The following is a 21,624-nucleotide window of genomic DNA, read 5'->3' as shown; positions in this document are numbered from 1 at the left end:
GGGTGTCGAGGGACACCCCCTGGCAAAGAGGCGGGATAATGCTATTTTGCGTCGGAGAGCCGGGCATCAAGATGAAGTACCGCCCTCCCCTTCTCCCGGCTCGCTCTGAGCTGCACCGAGTGCTGCATTTACAGCCTTGCCCCGGCCGCGTCCCCTTCTGTCCTTGCTCAGGTCAAATCCTGAGGCGCTGTACACGTCAGGTCTCGAAATGGCGGCCATTTCGAGGTGCAAAACAATTTGGTCGAGGTAAATGACGAGCTGCGCCTGGAGTACGTCGCGTTCCATAATCAACAGCCTGTTCCCCATGATGGACTCGTTATACACCGCATCGTGTTTGACCACTGCAGCCAGAAACGCCTGGAGCAGCGCCAATCTCCCTTCCCAAAATGAATCGGGAAACCTGGTCTTGTCAGCCAGCGCAGCTGCCACCCTCTGCACAAAGACGTGAAACTTCGTTGGGGGCATGTTCCGGTAGTTCCGTATAATCCGATAACCCACGTCGCACCTCCCTTGCTTCGCTTCAGCGAAAGCCCTGGCCCTTCTTCTGATTAGTTAACTACCACCAATGAAACTTCGTTGAGCATACAACGTGGCTGACGCAATGCAAGCTGGAGCTGTTAAATACTCCAATCGCCCCTGAGGGCGCTGAAAACCGTCCAGCTTTTGGCCCAATGGCGGCTGCCGTGGTCTGCCGGAAAGAGTTGTCATTCTGGGAGGGGTAAAAGGTGTCGGAGCAGAAACAGCGGATCAGGGCTGCGCTGTTACAGGGGGGGGCTGATTGGCCTTCAACCATACGGCGAAACGCTCCCTGTTCCTTCTCGACAGGATGCGTGAAAACTTCTCCTGATCGTAGAGATAGAGACAGTGCCTGATCGAGGTGTAGGCACTGAAGGTCCTCTCCGGGTTTTCCGCGAGCACATGGTCGCGGTACTCCCTGACGACCTTCAGATTCTCGTTCAGACACCTGTGCAGTTCGGCCTTTTGCAGGGTGCTGTTTTGTTCCAATATGTCCTGGACAAAATCATCAACCTTCTCGTCGTCAAAGACAAAGTCCCGGAAAAAGTGCCCCGCAATGGGCACGAAGTTAAAGGCGTTCACCGTCCTCGAGCCTGCGGTAACTGCCTGACCCGGCGCTTCCGGTTCAATCTGCGTCACCGTCGCCTGCTGCATCAGGTCGGAGGTCGCGTTCCTGATCTCTTTAAATTCGCGGTCCGCAAGCTCGAAAAGGGCGGCGAGCACGTTGATCCTGCGCTTCAGATCCACCGGGATCGACTTCTTGTACTTGATCTTGTGGTCCAGCATGCTCCACGCGTCCTGGATCAGGGAACGAATCTGCACCTCGAAGCAGAGATCAGCCGGCGGCAGGTTCCTGGCGGGATAAACCGCCTCAGGGTCCAGGGCCAGGTCCATGTGCAGCCCCTTGTAGCCGAAGGAGTCTTCCGTGCTCTCCACGGCGGAAGTCTTGTCGGTGACGTTCAGGATCTTGAAGTTGCGCTGCAGCAGTTCCGACACCATCGGGACCTCGTCTTCATAGAGGCAGACGATTCGCACGCCTATCAGGTCCGAGATGAAGTCCCTGATTTGGTAGGGTTGCTCGTCGGCCTCGAGTTTCCCCTGGTATTTGCGCTGGAACTTTTTGATGCACTCCTCTTTGTCCTTGACGCGCCCCTCGACCTTGATGGTCGCCCCCGCTCCAGTCTGGCTGACCAGGCTCCTGACGATGTCGACAAAGGAGTCCTTCGCCGCAATCAACCGCTTCTCGTTAGTCTCGTAGTATTTCCTGAAAAGTGCTTTTTCCCGCTCAAAATCATGGGATGCCATAATTCAAATTCCTTTTGCCTCAAGCCGCACAGCCGGTGTTCCTCCGTGGCCAGTGCGCATTCGCTCCTGCTCACGAATCTTTCCGTTTTTTTCAATAGCACAGGCGGGCCCTTTCAAAAAGGGAATTCGCTCTGAAGGGATCGGGGGGAGGTCCTGGAAATGGGAAAACGCTGGCGAGAATTAAAACTACCGGCGGAGAATTCGGGGAGCCACCTCAGGGAAAAAGGAAGCGACGGGGACACTTCACTCAACGGCTCAGAAATGCCTTTCCTCAATCTCCTCAGGGGCTTTGTGGCGCTTCGACGGGGGCTTCCAGAAGCTGGCCTGCCAGTTGTCCACCCCGTTTTCCCGCGCCACCCACGGGGGAAGACTGACCTTGAAGTGCCGGGAGAGCGCAACCACGTAGGGCTCGTACATGAGGCGGAGTTCGGCAAGGTTCTGTTCCAGGACGGCCCGCTCCTTCAGCTTGTGGCCGCTGCGGCGCAGGATGTCGCAGATCTCGTCCAGCTTCGCCGACGGGAGCCGGTCGGAGCTCAGTTGCCGGGGCTGGGTCCTGAACACGAGCGCGAGATCGACTACCGCGTGGCGCGACATGGCGAAGGTGAGCTCCGCCTGGCGGTTGCAGCTCCCCTCGACCCCCGCCATGATCAGGGCGCAGGTGTCCAGGATCGCGGTGAGCCCGGCCAGCCAGGACTGGTTGTCGTGTTGGGAACGGAAATAGGCGAGTACGGGGTAGGAAAGATGCCCTTCGAGAAATTCCGCGGACCAGCGCTCCCACTCGTGCAGCAGTTCGCGAAGCGATTCCGCGCCTCCCTGGTGGCCGTGTCTGCGCAGCATCTCCGAAGCGGTGGGAGGCGAACCGGCCCGGGCGTCGAGCAGGGAGATGCTCACTTCGCGCCGGGCAAACGACTGGTTCAGGGCCGGCAGGTAGCTGATTATCAGGGCCAGGAACGCGAATCCCATCCCCGATTCGATTACCACCAGCAGGCGTCCCAGGCTCGTTTTAGGCACCACGTCGCCGATGCCGAGGGTGAAGAAGGTGGTGCCGCTCAGGTAGATGTCACTTATGAGGGCGGTGCCGCCGTCGCGGTAGAAAAGCCAGGATCCCCCCCAGTGGATGAGCGCGAAACCGACGATGAGCACGGCCGCCCAGAGGCTCAAAAGAAGCAGCAGCGACAGCGGTCCGAAGTAGCTCAGCCAGGTTTCCCGACGCCGGGCCGGAACGAAGTTGTAGATGAGCCAGGTCCAGGGACGCCAGCTGCTGCGGTAGAAGACCCGCGTGATGCGGAAGCGTCGCGTCACCCGGCGCGGCAGGATGATGGTCTCGAATCCCTCCCACAGCACCAGGAGCACCAGCAGAGCCCCGAGAATCATCGCCACAATCGCCATATCCTTCCTCTCACCCCACAGTCCGCGCTGCCGTTCACTCTCATAGCAGTATAACCTAGAACCATTGGCCACGGAGAAAATCTGATGACTTCTGAGAAAAGCGGAAATCAAAAACAAAAAAGAGGGGTTTCCCCCTCAAAGTGTCGTGCCGTTCTCAGATTTTCTCAGATTTTCTCCGTGGCTAAGCGGTTTTCGTATCATAGCCGGATTTCGCCTTCCATGAAGGTGACAGCGCTCCCTTCCAGGGATGACGCGATCGTTCTGGAGGGTGCAGATCCGGTTACCGGATCCGCGCATTGTGAGCTGGCGCCGTACTGGGTGGCGCAGCTGGGGAAATCCCAGTTGGCTCCGGGAGTGCCCCCGACGCAACTATTCGTAGCGGATTCGCGCTCCACGGGATCCGACTGCCGCACGGAAACTGGTTGAATGGAAACATTTGTGAATGACAGTTAACATTATGACGGCGCCTGTATCTGCCTGCTTCCAGATGGGCAATTCCCTTATCTGTCAGCTTTTCTATCCTTTTTTAGCTAGATCATCCATCACGGCATCTCCCTTACGATGGCACAGCCGTTAGTGGCGGGGTGGCACGTCAGCTACCGTACCGTTAACGCGCTCTAAGTCAACACCCCCTGTCGGCATCCGGATGAGTGAGTCATGGATGGAGCCCGGAAAGGTCGCAGAAAGAACTTGATCGGTAGATGCCTTTAATTTAAATTGCAGACGCGATGCAGACCTGGATGGAGTGACAGGAGAAAACATGAAACCCGCTCTTTTGATACTGTGCTTGATACTTTCCGGTTGCGTTACCTACCGTGATTTTCCAGCGGCTGCACTGGACCGGAAGATGAACAACGGGACCTGCGATGTCATGTATTACAACATCGGGAGTTTCAACATCCTGGATGTAGGCGGGTACAGCACGCTTCAGAACGTGTTCAGGGATGCCAGCTTGTGCAGGAAAATGGTGCAAGTCGATGAGAAGCCGGAGAAAGGGCTGTTCCTCGATGTCCAGACAAAGTGGAAACCGATGACGATTCCAGCGTTCGCTTTCGGATACCTCTCTGTTTCCACCCTGACGTTGTTGCCGGTCTGGAGCACGAGGGACGGCTACATCGTCCAGTACAACGTCTACGTCGATGGTCAGATGAAGGACACGTACAGGTATGACATCACGAGAAAGGGTGCGCTATGGCTTGGTCTCCTGCCGTTTGCCTGGGTCAACGCCTTTACCTACAGCGAAGACGAGGCCTTTGACGCGACCGCCCGCCAGTTCTCGTACGACGCTCAATCGTACCTGAAGCCGAACTAGGCACTATTGACAACTGCCGCAAGGTCTCGCTGTCGGTGCCGGCTCATTGCCACAGGCCTCATGGACCACCGGCAGCCTTACCTTGGAGGTGGTCCGTACTTTCTACCTGCGCCCGCCATACGGGCCGCGACCATAATGGCCATCATAGCCGTCGTAATAATATCCGTGGGGGTGCCCGTAATAACCGTCCACCGGCACGACAATGCAGGCCGACAGCAGTGCCGGTAACACCACGAGTGCAACCAGGTACCGGATTTTCGTTTTCATCTCTGTGCTCCTTTTCATAAGGGACACGCTGCATCCCCTTTGATTATAAGGAAATTGAGGTGAAATATGAAACAAGGTTCTTCCGGTACTTGGCCCAAATTGCACATGCTTGTATATGAAAAGTGATTTTTCAAGACCTGGCACCGCATCCACCGATGCTCAATCCTACCTGAAGGCAAACTGGCGCCGCGATTTGAGCAATTTCGGTCAGGAATCTCTCTCGAAGATCACGTAGGATGAGCGGCGAATCGAGAGGGGCATCAACATGGATAAAGCACAGGCATACGCGGAGAGGTTCGACAGGGTGTTGCGTTACATCGAGCGGCACCTGGACGAACCGTTGACGGTCGAGCGGCTGAGCCGGGTGGCGCATTTCTCCAAGTTCCACTTCCACCGGCAATTCTCGCTCTACACCGGCACCGGGGTCCTCGCCTACATCCGGCAACTGCGGCTGAAGCACGCCTCCTACCGGCTTGTCTACCGCCGCGACGAGCGCATCATCGACATCGCACTCGACGCAGGATTCGAAAGCCCGGAAGCGTTTGCCCGCGCCTTCCGGCAGATATTCGGACAGTCCCCCTCTCAGTTCAGGAAATCACCCAGATGGCAGCCTTGGAAGGAACGCTTCCGGCTGCCGCCCAATGAAAGGAGAGGAGATATGGACGTGAAAACAATGGAGTTCACCGAGACGCGGATTGCGGTCCTGGCCCACCGGGGCGCGCCGGAAAAGCTGGACGATTCGGCGCTGAAGTTCATCGAGTGGCGCAAGCAAAGCGGGTTGTCGCCGGTAAAGGAGTCGCGAACCTTCGGCATAGTCTACGACGATCCCGCGAACGTGGAGCCGGAGCAGTTCCGTTTCGATATCTGCGGCGAGGTTTCACAGGAGGTGCCGGAGAACCAGCAGGGGGTGTTAAACGGCGTGATCCCGGGCGGCCGCTGCGCCGTGGTGCGGCACCTGGGCTCCCACGACCGGATCGGCGATAGCGTCTATCCGCTCTACCGCGACTGGTTCCCCAAAAGCGGAGAGGAATTGAGGGATTTCCCGCTCTTTTTCCACTACCTGAACCTGATGCCGGACGTGGCCGAGCACGAGTTGGTCACCGACATCTACCTGCCGCTCAAATAATTTGCACTCCCATTAACAGACCAGGGGACGCGGTTTAACGAGCCACGTCCCCTGCTGCTGTTACCTCGTGCTCACATCGTCCCCCCAGGGTGAAGTAGAAGGTAGCGCCCCTGCCCACCGTCCCTTCGCCCCAGATCCTGCCGCCGTGCCGCTCGACTATCTGGTGCGACGTCGCAAGCCCTATCCCCACCCCGTCGAACTCGGAACCGTGCAGACGCTCGAAGGGCTTGAACAGCTTGGACTGGTAGCTCATGTCGAAGCCGGCGCCGTTGTCGGTCACGAAGAAGACCTCCTCGCCGGCGGCCGTGGTCTTGCCCACCGCGATCCTGGGGAAGGGGGTCTTCAAGGTGTACTTCCAGGCGTTCCCCAACAGGTTGCCCAGGAGCTGGTTGACCAGGTGGACGTCCCCCTGTGTGGTCAGTCCCGGCTGGATCTCCTGGTAGACCATCCGGTGCGGCTCGGTTTCCTGCAGCATCTGCAGGATGCCGGCCGCAGCGGCGCTCAAGTCGATCGGCTCGGGACTTATGACGGCCCTCGCCACCTTGGAGAGCTCCAGCAGGTGGTCGATGAGCGCGCCCATCTGGTTCGCGGCACCCCGCATCCGGTCCAGGTACGTGCGGGCCTCGTAGGGGAGAGCCGGGCCGTACTCCTCGATGAGGATGGAGCTGTAGCTGCTGATGTGCCGCAAGGGCGCCCGCAGATCGTGCGATACGGAGTAGCTGAAGGACTCGCGCTCCCGGATGGCGGCCTGGAGGTCGGCCGTGCGCTGGTTCACCCGCTGTTCGAGAAGCTCGTTGGCCTCTTTCAGTTCGCCCGTCTTGGCGAGCAGCCTGTCCTGCATCTGCTTTTGCTGGGCCACGTCCCAGGTGAGGTCGGCGAAGAGAGTGACGGTATGGACGTCAGTCTCGGTGTAGTCGGAGGGCTTGTTTCCCACCCCCAGGATGGCGACCACCTCCCCGTTTCTTTGCACCGGCACCACCAGGATGCGCCGGACCGGGGTGTGCCCGGGCGGAAAACCTTTCCGGTGGGGAATGATGTTGTAGTCGTTGTAGATGGTGGCCTTGCCTGAGCGCAGGCAATCGGCCCAGACGCCCGCCTGCTCCACGCTGTAGTGCTGATCCCGGTCGTCGATGCCGCAGAACCGCTCCAAGGTGCTGGTGGACCAAGCCTTAAGCGCTACGGAACCGGTGGCGGCGTCGAAGAGGTGGTAAAAGCCGATGGCGCTGCCGGTCAGCTTTTCCACCTCGTCCAGCGCTTGCACCATCAGTTCATCGAGAGGGTGGACACCGGCGCATTGGATCAGGCGGATGCGGGAGAGGTGGATGTCGTTGATCCGCTTATGGCTGGAGATGTCATGCATGGTCACGAAGACCTGGTGCGGTGAGGAGTCGCCGGGCCTGAACATGGGAAGGGCGTTGAGATTGAACCAGCAGATACATCTTTTTCGCGGGTTGAACACACCCGCGATGAAATCGCGGACGGGGCGGCCGCTGCCGAGGGCAGCCATGGAAGGGTGCCGCTCGGGAGGAAGGTCGGAGCCGTCCTCCGCTATGACGCGCCAGTCGGGGTTCATAGAGGTCCGCCCCAGGAACTCGTCACGGGTCAGGCCGAACATCTCCAGCGCAGCGGGATTGACATCGGTCAGCGTGCCATCCGCCGACTGAAAGAACGCCCCCTGGGCCATCTGGTCGAACAGGGCGTGGTATTTGGCTGGGTCGTCTCCCATTGTGGTCCCTTCCGGCTTTGGCCGAGTGCTGCGCAACCGGGACAGGCTACCACGTTAAGACAGGATAAAAAAGAATTTTAATGTTATCGAGCCGCCAGCTCCTTCAGCCTGAGGGGCTCCTCCAGGGCGTGGGCGTCGTACGGGTTGACGATGAAGGGGATTCCCTCGCGCACAAGGGGTTGGTCACCGGGTCGATCTGCGTCCACATCCCCTCTCCATCTGGGAGAGGGGACTAATGGAAGATCATCGCCTATGAGGAAATAGTTTTGCGTTACACCGGTTTTACCTTGGGAATGAAGATCTGTCCCGGATCGAGCACCTCGTGGATGAAGTGCAGTTCCTCCCTGGTGGGGGGGAGGGTCTCGCCGCTCACCCGCGTGATGTCGAGGTCAAACTGGCACATGTCCCGGACCTGCTCGGGAGAGTTGCCGGCATGGCAGGTGTCGAGGTAGATCCGGCCGCTCTCGTCGTCGAAGCGGAACACCCCGAGCGTGGAGATCACCGCCGAGGGGCCGCCGCGGTAAGCCGCGCCGTAGAGCTCGCGCCGGTGCACCGTCTCGCCTCCCGGCCACTTGCGCACCCGCCACCCGGGGCTGGTGATGTAGCTCACCTGCTCGGTGAAGCGGCGCTTCTCGTGCACCATGATGAAGACGGTGCGCCTGGCAAAGGAGTTGATGTCGGGGTTGCCGCCGCTGCCCGTCAGGCGCAGCTCGGGGTTCAGGTAGTCGCCGATGCAGGTGGTGTTCACGTTGCCGTACTGGTCCACCTCGGCCCCTCCCAGAAAGCCCAGGTCGACATAGCCGCGTTGTGCGATGCTGAAGGCGTCGTGCAGGCCCGAGGAGCGCGAGGCGCCCATCTCGCAGCGGGCATCGCCGACCGAGGTGGGGATCTCGGGGGGGCGGCCGTCCAGCGTCCCCGCTTCGAAGATCAGCTTGAGGTTCGGCGCGTGGGTCTTTTGCGCCAGCATGATGGCCACCATGGGGAGCCCCGTGCCGGCGAAGACGATCTCGTTGTCCTGCACCTCGCGGGAGGCGGCGCAGCAGAGGAGGTCGGCCAGTCCGTATTCTTCCGGTTTCGCGAACTCTTTGTCCATGTCACTGCCCCCTTTTCACGCCGGTGCTGTACTTGAGGGCGGTGTTCGCCTTCAGGTTCAGCATCTTCGGCCAGCCGAGTTTCTCGAGGTAGCCCAGGTGGTCCAGGCCGTAGATCCATTCCTTGGCGAAGTCGTCGAACCCTTCCTGGGTCCTGGTCCTGGCGTAGAAATCCTTGAGGAAGGCGCCGTCCACGTCGTAGCGGCCGAACATGCCGGTGGGGTGGGCGCCGAAGGGGACCTCGAGGATGTGGTCCACTTCGAAGCTCGTGATGGTGTTCAGGTCGCTTTCCCGGCGCAGGTACTCTTCCGGGACGATTTCTTCCGCCATGACGATGGTGACGTCGGCCGCCCTGGCCACCTCGGGGTCGGAGTAGAACTGGCCGTTCACCCGCACCGTCCCCTCCTCCCCCACCTGCTGGACGCAGAGGATGGCGATGTCCACCTTGGCCGCGGGGACCATGACCTGGGCGCCGGCGCCGAAGAAGGGATCCTCGGTGAAGCGGTACTTGTGCTTTGGAATGCGCCTGCCGTCCCGGAGCCCGGCGTTGCCCAGCGTGTCGTAGGCCGGGTTGTGAATGTCGGTGCCGAGCGAGGTCTGGGTCACGGCGTAGGGGGCGCCCGAGGCCGCGGCGCTGAAGCGGAACATCATCTCCGCGTGGCTGTAATCCTCGACCAGGATCTCCTTGTTGCCGACCTTCCTGGAGAGGTTGGCGCCGTACTTGCCGTAGAGCTCGTGGCCGACCCAGCACGACTCCCAGATGTCGACGCACCCCGCGCCCACCAGGAACTCGGTCTGCGGCCCGCCGTTCACCTCGATGAGGTGGAGTCCCTTCCTCCGCTGCCTGATCAGCTCGTAGACGAGCGCAAAGGGGCGCCGCCAGATGGTGAAGCCGGAAAAGGTCAGGCTGGAGCCGTTTTTCACGATCTCGGCCGCCTGCTGCAACGTGATCCGCTTGCCGCTACTCATGCGTCCCTCCTTGAACTGTGACCATCTACCCTCCCCTTGCGGGAGGACTACGCTTCGTGGCTGCCCCCCGCCCCGGAGGGCGAGGGGTAAACATTTTTTGCCCCTACGGCCAATGCACCTGATAAATGCGGTCCACGTGTAGGGGCGAATAATCATTCGCCCCCCTTGATCGCACCTCCGCCTCGCTTGCCAAGGCCGGGGGGCGGGGCAGCGGCGGCTGGGCGAATAATTATTCGCCCCTACAGGACGTACGAGTGACGCGGCGTGCAAGGAACCCCTCACCCCTGCCCCCTGGGAGATGGGACTATCAGGCAGCCTTGCTAGCTGATGTTTTTCAGGATCTCCCGGGCGATGATGACCCGCTGGATTTCGCTGGTCCCCTCGTAGATGGAGGTGATCCTGACGTCGCGGGCGTAGCGCTCCACCGGGAAATCGGCGGTGTAGCCGTAGCCCCCCAGCATCTGCACCGCGTTGTAGCAGGCGCGGTTGGCGGCCTCGGTGGCGAAGAGCTTGGCCATGGACGCCTCCTTGGCGAAGGGACGGCCGCTCTCCTTGCGGAAGGCAGCATTCATGAGCAGCAGGCGCGCCGCCTCCAGTTCGGTGTAGCTGTCGGCGATCTTCCACTGGGTGGCCTGGAAAGCGCTTATCTTCTGCCCGAACTGCACCCTCTCCGTGCTGTACCTGGTGGCGTAGTCCATGGCGGCGAGACCGATGCCGAGCGCCAGGGAGCCGATGCCGATCCTCCCGCCGCCCAGCTCGGCGACGGCGATCCGGAATCCGTCGTTAAGCTTCCCCATCAGGGCGTCCTTCGGGATGCGGCAGTTCTCGAAGACCAGTTCGTTGGTGGCCGAGGCGTGCTGGCCGGTCTTCTCCTCCTGCTTGCCGATCACGAGGCCCGGCGTCCCCTGCTCCACGAGAAAGCAGCTGATCCCCTTCCCTTTGGGGGCCTCCCTGTCGGTCACGGCCCAGACCACGAAGACGCCGGCGTAGGGCGCGCTGGTGATGAATATCTTGGAGCCGTTCAGCACCCAGCTGTCACCGTCCAGGAGTGCGGTGGTGGTCATGCCGGCGGGGTCCGAGCCGGCACCGGTCTCGGTGAGGGCGAAGCTCCCTGCGGCGTAGGCGCCGGAGCAGATGCGCGGGATGTACTTTTGCTTCTGCTCCGGCGAGCCGATCGCCTGGATCACCTCGCAGACCATGTTGTTGACCGAGACGGTGACCGCGGTGGAGGCGCAGGCGCGGGCGATCTCGGTCATGGCGACGCTGAAGGCAACCACCCCGGCCTCGGAACCGCCGTACTCCTCCTGGACGTTCAACCCCATGAAACCCAGCTCAGCCAGCTTCTTCAGGTTGGCGAGGAACGCGGGGCGGTCCCCCTCCCGGTCCAGCTTGGCCGCAAGCGGTTCCAGCTCGGAGCGGGCGAAGTTGCGGGCGGTTTCCTGAATCAGCTTCTGTTCTTCGGTAAGTTCGAGAAACATCGGTGTCTCCCCTTGGTTACCTGCTTTGGCAGGTTCTTCCGCCACACACGTCCACATCCCCTCTCCCCCCGGGAGAGGGTCAGGGTGAGGGAGTTGCCAAAGGCGACATAACGGCAGCCGGCAGCGCCCTCACCCGCCCTTCGGGCACCCTCTCCCGAAGGGAGAGGGAACTGGCGGAAGATCCTTTCAATAAGGATGGTTACTGGTTCATCTCGCGCACCTGGCGGTGAAGGCGGGGACGAACTGCATCACGTCCGCCACCACCAGGACGTCGGCGATCTCCCCGATCGGGGCATCCTTGTCCTTGTTGATGGCCACGATGAAGTCGGCCTTCTTCATTCCCGCCAGGTGCTGAATGGCGCCGCTGATGCCGCAGGCGACGTAGAGCTTGGGGCTCACCGTCTGCCCGGTGGTCCCCACCTGGTGGCTGTGATCGACCCAGCCGGCGTCGACCACCGGACGGCTCGCGCCGAGTTCGCCCCCAAGGGCATCGGCCAGGGCGGCGATGACCGGGACGTTGTCCTTCTTGCCCACGCCGCGGCCGGCGCTGACGATGACCTCAGCCTTACTGAGGTCGACCCCTTTCTGCTCGGCGGCCTCGTAACCCACGAAGTCGATACCGGAGGGAGCGCCCGACAGCTCCAACCGTTCCAGTTGCGGCGTACCCTGCGGCTCGCCGGAAGGGCTGAAGGCACCCGCCTGGATGGTGAGGACGCAACGGCCGCTTCTGGGGGTCACGGTCCGGCGCAGCTTCGCGTTGCAGGCATTCACCTCGTACGCCCCCTCGTTGAGCGCCACGATTTCCGAGACCTGCCCGGCCTTCAGGGCGACGGCCACGCGCGGGGCGAGGTCCCAGCCGTAGGATGAATGGACAAAGACGACGCAGTCGGGTTTCTCCTTCTCGACCGCCTGCAGCACCAGCTGCTTGTGCAGGTCCGGGTTGTATTCGCCATACGCGCCGGCATCGGCCAGGTAGAGCCTTCCGTCGTATTTGGGGAGTTCGGCTTCGCTACCGACCAGCAGCATGACGCTGTCGGCGCCGAGGCGATCGGCGAAGGCCTTGAGTTCGTAGGTGGTGTCGAGGAGCTTCCCCTGCCGGTATTCCCCTATCAGTAACGCTTTCATTGATCCCTCCGTAGCAGCGTTCTCGGTTTCGTGGTTCCCGTCATCGGCTCCCCCTCCCGCAAGGGGCGGGGGAACTTGATCTTTGCGCTATCTGAGCACCGCGGTCTTTTCCTTCAGGATCCCCATCAGCCGGTCCACCTGAACACCTATCTCCCCTTCCAGTACGAGGCCGCCCCCTTTCTTGGCGGGAGGGTAGATCGCCGCGGTGGCGGTCAGTTCCGCTTCGCCGGAGAGTTCGGCCGGCGTCAGGGAGGCGATCTCCTTCTTCTTCGCCTTCATGATGTTGGGAAGCGTCGGGTAGCGCGGGGTGTTGAGCCCCAACTGGCAGGTGACCAGCGCCGGGAGCTTCAGCTTCGCCACTCCCTTGATCCCCCCTTCCAGCTCTCTCTTGACGGTGATGGTGCCGCCGTCATAGCTGAAGCCAACCAGGGTGGTGGCGCAGGAGAGGCCGAGAAGCTCCGCCACGATGACGCCGACCTGTGCCGAACCCCGGTCCTGGGACTGCATCCCGGTGAAGATCAGGTCGAACCCTTCCCCCTTGGCGTAGCTCGCGATCATCGAGGCGATCTGCCAGGGATCTTTCTGGTAGTGCCTGTCGTCCCGGATATGGACGGCGCGGTCCCCCCCCATGGCGAGGGCCTTCTTGATCGCCTCCACCGTCCGCTCGGGGCCGATGGAGAGGACCGTGATCTCGGGCTCACCGCCCAGTTGCTCCTTGAGCTGGACCGCCTGCTCCACCGCGTACTCGTCGTATTCGTTCATGCGGAAGGCGAGATCGCTCTCGTCGTACCAGGTCTTTTCGCCGTTGGGCCTGAAGCGGGACTCCATGTCCGGCACCTGTTTGATGCATACCAGTATCTTCATAGCTTCCTCCTATGGATTCTTTGCGGCGTCATGCAGACACGCCTTCCGCAGCCGCCAACCGCTGTTCTTCAGGTGACGCCGGCTCGATTCTCCCGGCCACCTCGGCCAGGGCGGTAACGGCGGCCATGCTCAGTTCCGGTCCCGCCTTGCCCAACTCGAGCGGCGTCGCCAGCCGTTCCGCCACCACCTCGGCCAGGTCCCGCACCGCCAGCTTTCCTTCGCAGTCGCCGGTCTTGATGCCGTCCTCGAACATGGTCAGGCAGAAGGGACAGTTGGAGACGATGAGCGGCGCCCCGGTCGCCTCGGCCATCCGGACCCGCTGCACGTTGATCCGGCTCCCCAGCTTTTCCTCGGCGAGGATCCGGCCGCCGCCGGCGCCGCAGCAGAAGCTCTCCAGCCCGGACCTCTGCATCTCGTTGATCCTGCCCCCGGCGACTTGCAGCACGTTGCGCGGCTGCTCCATTATTCCCTGGTAGCGCCCGAGGTAGCAGGAGTCGTGGTAGGTGTAGTCGAACTGGTGCGGAGCGAGGGCGAGCGCCCCTTCCCCGATCAGGCGGTCGATGAAGACGGTGTAGTGTTCGACCTCGAGGTCGAGCCCCAGGTCGCGGTAGTCGCGCCCCAGGGTGTTGAGACAGTGCGGGCAGGTGGTGACGATCTTCTTGACCCCGTATCCCTTGATCTGCTCAATGTTCTCCTGCGCGGTCATCTGGTAGAGGTACTCGTTGCCCAGCTTGCGCAGCGGCTCGCCGCAGCAGCGCTCCTCCTTGCCCAGGATGCCGACGCTCACCCCCGCCGCGTTGCAGATCTTCACGAAGCTTTTGGCGACCTCCTGGTTTCTCTTGTCGAAGGAGGCGTAGCACCCCACGAAGTAGAGGATGTCCGCCTCCTCCCCCTCGGAGAGGTGCCGCACGGGGAGGCCGTCGGACCACTTGCCGCGCTCGGCGTAGGCCATGCCGAAGGGGTTGCCGTTCACCTCGACGTTGTTGGCCGCGACCATGACCTCCTCGCCGGGGAACTCCCCCTGCATGAGGACCAGGTTGCGTCTCATCTCGATCACCTTGTTGACGTGTTCCACCTGTGCCGGGCAGATCTCCTGGCAGGAGCGGCAGGTGGTGCAGGCCCAGAGGGCGTCCCGTCCCACCGTCTCGATCAGGTCCGCCTGCGGCGCCGTGCACGCGGCCTCCCCTATCTGCTGCACCACCTGCATCGGCGAGAGCGGTTTCTCCGTGTTGAAGGCGGGACAGCGGTCCTGGCACCTCTTGCAGCTGGTGCAGGCATCGGCGTCGAAGATGTCCTTCCAGGTGAGGTCGGCGACCTTGTCCACCCCGAAATGCTCCACCCCTTCGGCTTCGAGGTCGATGGTGCCGATGCTCCCCTTCGGCCTGAGATCGACGAAGAGGTAGTTGGCGGGGGTGGTGATCAGGTGACGGAACTTGGTCCAGGGGATGGCGGCGATGAAACCGGTGACCAGCAGAAAATGGCACCACCACCAGAGCCGGTGCAGCTCCTTGAGGGACTGGAGGTCGAGCGCGGCGAACTGGCCTGCAACCATGAGCCCTATGGGCGAGAAACGGGCCAGGTCCGGGTTCTGACGCAGCTCCGTGGCGGCCATGCGCACCCCTTCGGCGAAGAAACCGGTGACGATGATGGCGGATAAAAGGCCGTGCATCAGGTAGTCGTCGCGGGTGATCTTGAGCCCCTCCGGCCGCGCCACAAAGCGCCTGAGCGCCAGGCCGAACAGGGTGACCAGCGCGGCCAGGCCAGCGAGGTCCAGCACCAGCGAGTAGGCCTTGTAGAAGCCGCCGGTGAGAATCCTGACGCCGAAGAGCGGCTGCGAGACGTCGGCCTGGGCCATGACCAGGAGGGTCCCGATGAAGAGGACGACGAAGCCCCAGAAGAACAGCGCATGCGGAATCCCGGGGCCGGCGACGCGCAGCACCCTGATCTGGCCGAACAGGTTGGTGGCCATCAGCGCGATCCGTTCACGGAGGTTGTCCAGGCGGTTCAGGGGCCTCCCCTGCCGGTAGACCTCGATCCGCTTCCAGCACCCGTAGGCACAGGCGGCGAAGGCCATGAGGGTGAGCAGGTACATCGGGAGCACCACGCCGTGCCCTACGTTCCAATAGATTTCCCTGGTAGCTTCCATGATTCACTCCTGCGTGTTAACTGATGCGGATTGCGCCGCTGCCAGCTTCCCCCCTCCCCGCCTCCCCCTCCGGGGGGAGGAGTGAAGGCCTTACGAGAGCAGCATCTTCGAGATGACCACCCGCTGCACCTCGTTGGTTCCCTCGTAAATCTCGGTGATCTTGGCGTCGCGGAACATGCGCTCCACCTCGTAGTCGCAGATGAAGCCGTAGCCGCCGTGGATCTGGATCGCCTCCTTGGTAACGTAGGTGGCTGCCTCGGAAGCGAGCATCTTGCACATGGCCGACTCCACCGTGTAGTTCTTCTTGGCGTCCTTGAGGCAGGCGGCCTTGTAGGTCATCAGCTTGCTGGTCTCGATGCGGGTGTACATGTCCGCCAGCTTGAACTGGACCGCCTGCAGCTCGCAGATGGGGTGGTCGAACTGCTTGCGCTCCTTGGAGTACGCGAGCGCCCGCTCGAAGGCGCCTTCGGCGATGCCGAGCGCCTGGGAGGCGATGCCGATGCGCCCGCCGTTCAAGGTGTCCATGGCAATCTTGAACCCCTGCCCTTCCTGCCCCAGGAGGTTCTCCGCCGGGATGCGCACGCTGTCCAGCGCGAAGGCGGTGGTGTAGCTGCCGCGGATGCCGAGCTTTTTCTCGTTCTTGAGGATTTCGACCCCGGGGGAGTTGAGGTCGATGATGAAGGCGGAGACGCCCCTGTGCTTGAGGCTCTTGTCGGAGGTGGCGAAGAGGACGCCGGTGCCGCGGTAACCGCCGTTGGTGATGAAGATCTTGGAGCCGTTGATGACGAACTCGTCCCCCTCGCGCCGGTAGGTGGTGGAAATGGCCCCGGCGTCGCTGCCGGCATCGGGCTCGGTGAGGAGGAAACAGCCGATCACCTTGCCTGTGTTGAGCGCCGGGAGCCACTTCTTCTTCTGGGCCTCGGTGCCGAAGGTGTAGATCGGGCCGCAGGCCAGCGAGGTGTGGGCCGAGATGAGCACGCCGCTGGAGCCGCACGCCTTGGAGACTTCCTCGACCACGATGGCGTAGGAGAGCATGTCGAGGCCGGCCCCCTCGTACTCCTCGGGAAAGTAGCTCCCCAGGAAGCCCATCTCCGCCATCTTGTTGACCAGCGCGTCCGGGATCATGTGCTCCTCGTCGATCTTCATCGCGATCGGCTTGATCTCCTTCTCCACGAACTCGCGCACCGAATCCCTCAATACCTTGTGGTCCTGGCTCAGTTCAAAATCCATCGCATCCTCCCTTTTGGTTACCTGTTTAGAGAACGACTCGTAACGGTTATTCCCCCTCTCCCTCTGGGAGAGGGGCGGGGGTGAGGGATCGCGACCCAGCAATTGCCCTGCAATCAGCAGCGCCCTCACCCGGCCTCCGGCCACCCTCTCCCAAAGGGAGAGGGATTTGGCGTCGGACACTATTTGCCTCGGAACTGCGCCTTGCGCTTCTCGACGAACGCCCCCATCCCTTCTTTCTGATCCTCGGTGGCGAAGAGGACGCCGAAGAGGGAACTCTCGTAGCGGAAACCGTCCTCCTTGGTCATGTTGAGGCCGTTGACGATGGCGTTCTTGGCGTAGCCGACACCGAGGCTGCCATTCTTCGCGATCTCCCGCGCCAGCTCCAGGGCCTTCGCCGCAAGTTCCGCCTGCGCGACGACCTCGTTGACCACGCCCCAGGCGAGCGCCTTCTGCGCGTTGATCATCCGGCCGCTATAGATCAGCTCCTTGGCCCGGTTGGGGCCGATGAGGCGGGAGAGGTTCTGGGTGCCGCCGAAGCCGGGGATGATCCCCAGGGTGACCTCGGGGAAGCCGAGCTTGGCGTTGTCGGAGGCGTAGATGACGTCGCAGGCGAGAGCCAACTCCAGGCCGCCCCCCAGGGCGTATCCATTTACCGCGGCGATGACGGGTTTAGTCATCTTCTCCATGAAAAGCATGACCCGCTGCCCCTGGAGGGCGAAACGGTGCCCCTCGAAGGAGCTCATGTCCGCCATCTCCTTGATGTCGGCGCCGGCGACGAACGCCTTTTCTCCGGCCCCGGTGAGGATGACGACTCTCACGGCGGGGTCCTGCTCCAGCTTGTAGAGGGTACACTCCAGCTCTTTGAGCACCTGGCTGTTCAGCGCGTTCAGGCTCGCCGGGCGGTTCACCGTAACGGTCGCCACTCCCTCGGCGATCTCGCAAAGGATGTTCTGGTTTTCCATGATGATCGCTCCCCGGGCCTAGCCCTGATAGTCGTAGAACCCCTTGCCCGACTTCTTGCCGAGATACCCGGCGTTGACCATGTTCACCAGGAGCGGACAGGGGCGGTACTTGGGATCCTTGAAACCGTCGTGCAGGACGTTGCAGATGGCGAGCACGGTGTCGAGGCCGATGAAATCGGCGAGGACCAGCGGTCCCATGGGCTGGTTGGTGCCGAGTTTCATCCCCTTGTCGATATCCTCCGCCGTGGCGATCCCCTCGTAGAGCGCGAAAATTGCCTCGTTGATCATCGGGATCAGCACCCGGTTGACGATGAAGCCGGGATAGTCCTTGGCTACCGCCATCTCCTTGCCGAGCCGCGCGACCAGGGCGCCGATGGCCTGGAAGGTCTCCTCGCTGGTGCCCAGGCCCCGGATCACCTCCACCAGCGCCATGATCGGCACCGGGTTCATGAAGTGCATGCCGATCACCTTGTCCGGCCGTCTGGTGCAGGCCGCGATGCGGGTGATGGAGATGGAGGAGGTGTTGGAGGCGAGGATGGCGTCTTGCGCCACGATCTCGTCCAGCTTTTTGAAGAGCTCGAACTTGAGGTTCTCGTTCTCGGTCGCCGCCTCTACCACCAGGTCGCAGGGTGCGAAGTCCTTGAGATCCTTGGTGGCGGTGATGCGCGCCATGATCCCCTCGATGCTGGTGGTGAAGATGACCCCCTTCCTCGCCTGGCGCTCCAGGTTCTGTTCGATGGACTTGAGCGCCTTGTCCAATTGAGCCTGGGAGATGTCGTAGAGCAGAACCTGGTACGCATGCTGGGCGAAGACATGGGCGATGCCACTCCCCATCTGGCCGGCCCCTATGACGCCTACTACCTTGAACATGTCAACCTCCTATCAAAACGTGGATTCTAAGTGCGGGTCAGATCCTCTCGAATACTACCGCGACCGCCTCGCCTCCGCCGATGCAAAGGGTGGCGAGCCCGTAGCGGGCCTGGCGCCGGTGCAGCTCGCGCACGAGCGTCGCGGTCAACCTGCCGCCGCTGGCGCCGATGGGATGGCCGATGGCGCAGGCGCCGCCGTTCACGTTCACCTTCTCCGGGTCCAGGCCGAGCTCCTTGATGGCGATCATGGCGACAATGGCGAAGGCCTCGTTTATCTCGAAGAGGTCGATGTCGGAGGTCTTCAACCCGGCCTTGGCACAGGCAACCTCGATGGCGCCTACCGGGGCCTCGGTGTAGCGCTCGGGGTGGAGGCTGCAGGTGGCGTGGGCGACGATGCGCGCGCGGGGCTTCAGGTTCAGGCGCTTCACCGCGTCGGCGCCGGCCAGCAGGGAAAACGCCGCGCCGTCGTTAATGGTCGAGGCGTTGGCCGCCGTGATGGTACCGTCCTTTTTGAAGACCGGCTTCAGGGTGGGGAGCTTGCCGAAGTCGACCTTGAAGGGCTCCTCGTCCTCGGCCACCGTCACCTCTCCGCCGCGCCCCTTTTTCAGCACCGGCACGATCTCGTCCTTGAAGATGCCGCCCCGGACCGCCTCCTGTGCCCTTGTGTAGGAGCGGACGGCGAACTGATCCTGGGTCTCGCGGGAGAGTGCGTGGCGGTGAGCGGCTTCCTCGGCAATGTCACCCATGTGCCGTCCGGAATAAGGATCCTGCAGGCCATCGTAGATCATCAGATCGATGAGCTCACCGTGCCCCATGCGGTAGCCGTAGCGGGCCTTCTTCAGCACGAAAGGGGCGAGCGACATGTTCTCCATCCCCCCGGCGATGACCACTTCGGAATCGCCCAGCATGATGGAGCCTGCGCCGAGCATGATCGACTTCAAACCGCTGCCACACACCTTGTTGATGGTCATCGCGTGGGCGGAGTCGGGGATGCCCGCGTAGCGCATGGCCTGGCGGGCGGGAGCCTGCCCCACCCCGGCGGCGAGCACCTGCCCCGCGATGACTTCGTCGACCTGGGCCGGGTTGAGGTCGGCTCGCTCCAGGAGCGCCTTTATCACGCTGCCCCCCAATACGGGCGCCTCCACCTCTGAGAGGGAGCCGCCAAAGGAGCCAAATGGGGTTCTCAGTGATTCCACAACGAAGACGTCTTGCATGGTTTCCCTCCCGCGGTTGTTTGTGTTGTGTAGAACTTTATCTGTCGTTTACGTTAAAGTCAAGCAAAAGTATAACATGATTATAAACAAGCGAAATAATTTTAACACAGTAATGGATCTACCGCAGCGGGACGCGGAACAGACAGGACACTACAACCGGTAACACCTTAATAGCGCTAGCTTAACAAGCTGATGCCGCAAAAAAGGGGCTCGTTTTCACGAGCCCCACATTAAAACAAAAATTGTTTTTCGTGTTTACACACAGACGATATTGTCCGCCAGATCGGTCAGCTTCACCCCGCCGTCCAGGGCCACGGCAAACGTATTTTCAATTCCGACCGCGCCGAGACCGGGAAGAACGAACTTGGGCTCGATGGCGACGGTCTGCCCCTCCTGCAGCGGCGACCTGAACCCCTGTGCCAGAACCGGGAACTCGTCCAGCTCGAGCCCCACGCCATGCCCCACGAACTTGGCATTCTCGCCGGGCGCGCCCATGAAGTTGCGCGCCAGCCCAGCGCTCCCGGCAATCTCGGCGGCCTGGGCGAAAAGCTCCTCGCACACCGCGCCGGGCTTCAGGTTCTCGGCCAGGTGCTGCTGGATCTGCAGCGAGGTGGCGAAGGCGCGCTCCAGCTCGGGCTCCAGTCTCCCCACCACGAACATGCGGGTCATGTCGACGATGTAGCCGTTGAAGACCCCGGTGTAGTCCACCAGCACCGGCACGTTCGCCTGGATGGTGTCGGTCGAGGCGCCGTGGGGAGAGGCGTTGGAGAGCCCCCGGCCGGTGACCGCGCCGTCGAAGAAACCGGGATTGCTGGCGCTGGAGCTGACAGCGAGCCCCTGGAACAGCTCCTGGTTGTAGGCGCGCATCCGGACGTACCCTTCGCCCCCCGCCTTCCTCAGCCGGTATTCGAACTCGGCGGCGAGGTCGAGCTCGCGCATCCCCTCCTTCAGGAAACCGGGGATTTCTTTGAACACGCCGCAAAGCCGCGCCCCGCTTTCGCGCATCCGCTCCAGTTCCAGTTTCGACTTCACGCTGCGCAGCTCCCGGTTCAGGGAGGAGATGTCGACGAACTCCACCCCGGGCAGGAGCCTGGCGTAGTACTGGTATTGCTGCACCGGCGCCACGTCGAAGGTGAAGCCGATCCGCTTCACCTGGGGCGGAAACAGGGAGGGGAACTCCTTGCTGGAAGGAAAGGGGCGCGTATCGTCGATGACGCTCTCCCCTTGGGCGCGGAAGTAGCTCTTGCGCACCATCAGGCGCGGCTTTCCTTCGGCGGGAACGAAGAGCACCGAATTCTGGCGCGTGCCGGAAAAATAATAGATATCAATAGGATAGATAAAGAGGGCGGCATCCACCCCTTTCTCCTTCAGCCCTTCCTGCAGCCTGGCTATCCTTTGCTCCGATTCGGTCCTGGTCAGCATGCCTTCCCCCAGTCGTTGTGATAGGCGATCTCCGCCAGCTCCTTGCGCGGCCGCGCCTTGGGTTCCTGATCCGGGTAGCCCAAGGGCGTCACCCCGACCACCCGTATCCCTGCCGGAATGCCCAGCGACTCCTTCAGGGTCGGTTCGTCGAAGAGCCCCATCCAGCAGGTGCCGAGCCCCAGCCCGTGGGCCGCAAGGCAGATGTGCTCGAAGGCGATGGCGGTGTCGGCGACATAGTACTCGATGCCGTTCTCGACACCGGACTGGACCGGGTCGGCACAGACCACGATGGTCACCGGCGCCTGTGCCAGTGCCTTCTTGCCCGGGTTGTCATCGGGGAAGGCGTCCAAAAGCGCGTTCCGCTTACCGGCGGCGGACAGGACCAGGAAGCGCCAGCACTGCATGTTCTTCCAGGAAGGTGCCAGCCGCCCAGCATCGAGCACCTGGCTCACCTTGTCCCACTCGACCGGGGTGTCTTGATACTTCCTGATGCTTCTTCTGTCGTTTATCGCTTGGAACACATCCATGAATCCTCCTCGTCGTCTGCAGCGCAAAGCCCCCTCCCTGTCCCTCCCCCTCCGGGGAGGGGACGCGGGGCGGCACTCTTGTCGGG

At 62.1% G+C, this 21,624-nt stretch carries 19 protein-coding genes and 1 pseudogene; 2 read left to right on the top strand and 18 right to left on the bottom strand.

From position 1 onward, the window contains the following. Window positions 1-66 precede the first annotated feature (66 nt). The 3 genes from KP001_RS01615 to KP001_RS01605 all read right to left on the bottom strand — a co-directional run bounded on the left by KP001_RS01615 (window position 67) and on the right by KP001_RS01605 (window position 3,210). The gene (locus KP001_RS01615; RefSeq protein WP_217287851.1) at window positions 67-498 is read right to left on the bottom strand and encodes a hypothetical protein; all 432 of its coding nucleotides are present in this window, start codon (window positions 496-498) and stop codon (window positions 67-69) included. 249 nt (window positions 499-747) lie between these two features. After that, window positions 748-1,821 carry a GTP pyrophosphokinase gene (locus KP001_RS01610; RefSeq protein ID WP_217287850.1) on the bottom strand — a complete coding sequence of 358 codons (1,074 nt, stop codon included), beginning with the start codon at window positions 1,819-1,821 and terminating at the stop codon, window positions 748-750. 255 nt (window positions 1,822-2,076) lie between these two features. Then, the gene (locus tag KP001_RS01605; RefSeq protein ID WP_217287849.1) at window positions 2,077-3,210 is read right to left on the bottom strand and encodes a potassium channel family protein; all 1,134 of its coding nucleotides are present in this window, start codon (window positions 3,208-3,210) and stop codon (window positions 2,077-2,079) included. Window positions 3,211-3,970: 760 nt separating this feature from the next. Here KP001_RS01605 and KP001_RS01600 point away from each other — a divergent pair. Further along, window positions 3,971-4,522 carry an LIC12231 family lipoprotein gene (locus tag KP001_RS01600; RefSeq protein WP_217287848.1) on the top strand — a complete coding sequence of 184 codons (552 nt, stop codon included), beginning with the start codon at window positions 3,971-3,973 and terminating at the stop codon, window positions 4,520-4,522. Window positions 4,523-4,624: 102 nt separating this feature from the next. On the opposite strand, the gene KP001_RS01595 is transcribed toward KP001_RS01600, so the two are convergent. After that, the gene (locus KP001_RS01595; protein WP_217287847.1) at window positions 4,625-4,789 is read right to left on the bottom strand and encodes a hypothetical protein; all 165 of its coding nucleotides are present in this window, start codon (window positions 4,787-4,789) and stop codon (window positions 4,625-4,627) included. Window positions 4,790-5,054: 265 nt separating this feature from the next. Between KP001_RS01595 and KP001_RS01590 the strand changes: the two genes are divergently transcribed. Then, complete coding sequence (locus KP001_RS01590) at window positions 5,055-5,915, top strand: AraC family transcriptional regulator (protein ID WP_217287846.1); 861 nt, start codon at window positions 5,055-5,057, stop codon at window positions 5,913-5,915. A gap of 34 nt (window positions 5,916-5,949) precedes the next feature. Here KP001_RS01590 and KP001_RS01585 read toward each other — a convergent pair whose 3' ends face one another. From KP001_RS01585 to KP001_RS01520, 14 genes and pseudogenes are all read right to left on the bottom strand, one after another. Continuing rightward, entirely contained in the window at window positions 5,950-7,641 is a 1,692-nt protein-coding gene (locus KP001_RS01585) for a GAF domain-containing protein (protein WP_217287845.1), read from the bottom strand. Between the two features lie 98 nt (window positions 7,642-7,739). Continuing rightward, window positions 7,740-7,849, bottom strand: a pseudogene (locus KP001_RS22165) (electron transfer flavoprotein subunit beta); the annotation flags it as partial. A gap of 63 nt (window positions 7,850-7,912) precedes the next feature. Further along, the gene (locus KP001_RS01575) at window positions 7,913-8,734 is read right to left on the bottom strand and encodes a CoA-transferase subunit beta (RefSeq protein ID WP_217287844.1); all 822 of its coding nucleotides are present in this window, start codon (window positions 8,732-8,734) and stop codon (window positions 7,913-7,915) included. A gap of 1 nt (window position 8,735) precedes the next feature. Beyond that, window positions 8,736-9,701, bottom strand: a complete 966-nt coding sequence (locus KP001_RS01570) for a CoA transferase subunit A (RefSeq protein WP_217287843.1) — start codon at window positions 9,699-9,701, stop codon at window positions 8,736-8,738. A 320-nt stretch (window positions 9,702-10,021) separates the two neighbouring features. After that, entirely contained in the window at window positions 10,022-11,179 is a 1,158-nt protein-coding gene (locus tag KP001_RS01565) for an acyl-CoA dehydrogenase family protein (RefSeq protein ID WP_217287842.1), read from the bottom strand. Window positions 11,180-11,386: 207 nt separating this feature from the next. Continuing rightward, window positions 11,387-12,304: an electron transfer flavoprotein subunit alpha/FixB family protein gene (locus KP001_RS01560; protein WP_217287841.1), complete on the bottom strand. Its 918-nt coding sequence runs from the start codon at window positions 12,302-12,304 to the stop codon at window positions 11,387-11,389. Window positions 12,305-12,391: 87 nt separating this feature from the next. Then, on the bottom strand, window positions 12,392-13,168 hold the full coding sequence (locus KP001_RS01555) for an electron transfer flavoprotein subunit beta/FixA family protein (protein ID WP_217287840.1): 777 nt from the start codon (window positions 13,166-13,168) through the stop codon (window positions 12,392-12,394). Window positions 13,169-13,196: 28 nt separating this feature from the next. Beyond that, window positions 13,197-15,314: a heterodisulfide reductase-related iron-sulfur binding cluster gene (locus KP001_RS01550; protein ID WP_217287839.1), complete on the bottom strand. Its 2,118-nt coding sequence runs from the start codon at window positions 15,312-15,314 to the stop codon at window positions 13,197-13,199. Between the two features lie 90 nt (window positions 15,315-15,404). Further along, window positions 15,405-16,544 carry an acyl-CoA dehydrogenase gene (locus KP001_RS01545; protein WP_217287838.1) on the bottom strand — a complete coding sequence of 380 codons (1,140 nt, stop codon included), beginning with the start codon at window positions 16,542-16,544 and terminating at the stop codon, window positions 15,405-15,407. A 179-nt stretch (window positions 16,545-16,723) separates the two neighbouring features. Further along, the gene (locus KP001_RS01540) at window positions 16,724-17,506 is read right to left on the bottom strand and encodes an enoyl-CoA hydratase/isomerase family protein (RefSeq protein ID WP_217287837.1); all 783 of its coding nucleotides are present in this window, start codon (window positions 17,504-17,506) and stop codon (window positions 16,724-16,726) included. A gap of 18 nt (window positions 17,507-17,524) precedes the next feature. Further along, complete coding sequence (locus KP001_RS01535) at window positions 17,525-18,376, bottom strand: 3-hydroxybutyryl-CoA dehydrogenase (protein ID WP_217287836.1); 852 nt, start codon at window positions 18,374-18,376, stop codon at window positions 17,525-17,527. A 37-nt stretch (window positions 18,377-18,413) separates the two neighbouring features. Beyond that, window positions 18,414-19,589: a thiolase family protein gene (locus KP001_RS01530; RefSeq protein ID WP_217287835.1), complete on the bottom strand. Its 1,176-nt coding sequence runs from the start codon at window positions 19,587-19,589 to the stop codon at window positions 18,414-18,416. 255 nt (window positions 19,590-19,844) lie between these two features. Beyond that, complete coding sequence (locus KP001_RS01525) at window positions 19,845-21,011, bottom strand: M24 family metallopeptidase (RefSeq protein ID WP_217287834.1); 1,167 nt, start codon at window positions 21,009-21,011, stop codon at window positions 19,845-19,847. Then, complete coding sequence (locus tag KP001_RS01520) at window positions 21,005-21,538, bottom strand: nitroreductase family protein (protein WP_217287833.1); 534 nt, start codon at window positions 21,536-21,538, stop codon at window positions 21,005-21,007. The genes KP001_RS01525 and KP001_RS01520 overlap by 7 nt, the downstream gene beginning before the upstream one ends. Between the last annotated feature and the right edge of the window lie 86 nt (window positions 21,539-21,624).

This window comes from Geomonas subterranea (assembly GCF_019063845.1).
Classification (GTDB): Bacteria; Desulfobacterota; Desulfuromonadia; order Geobacterales; family Geobacteraceae; genus Geomonas; species Geomonas subterranea.
The sequence above is the reverse complement of the archived record's forward strand: the minus strand, read 5'-3'. Positions and strand labels throughout refer to the sequence as shown.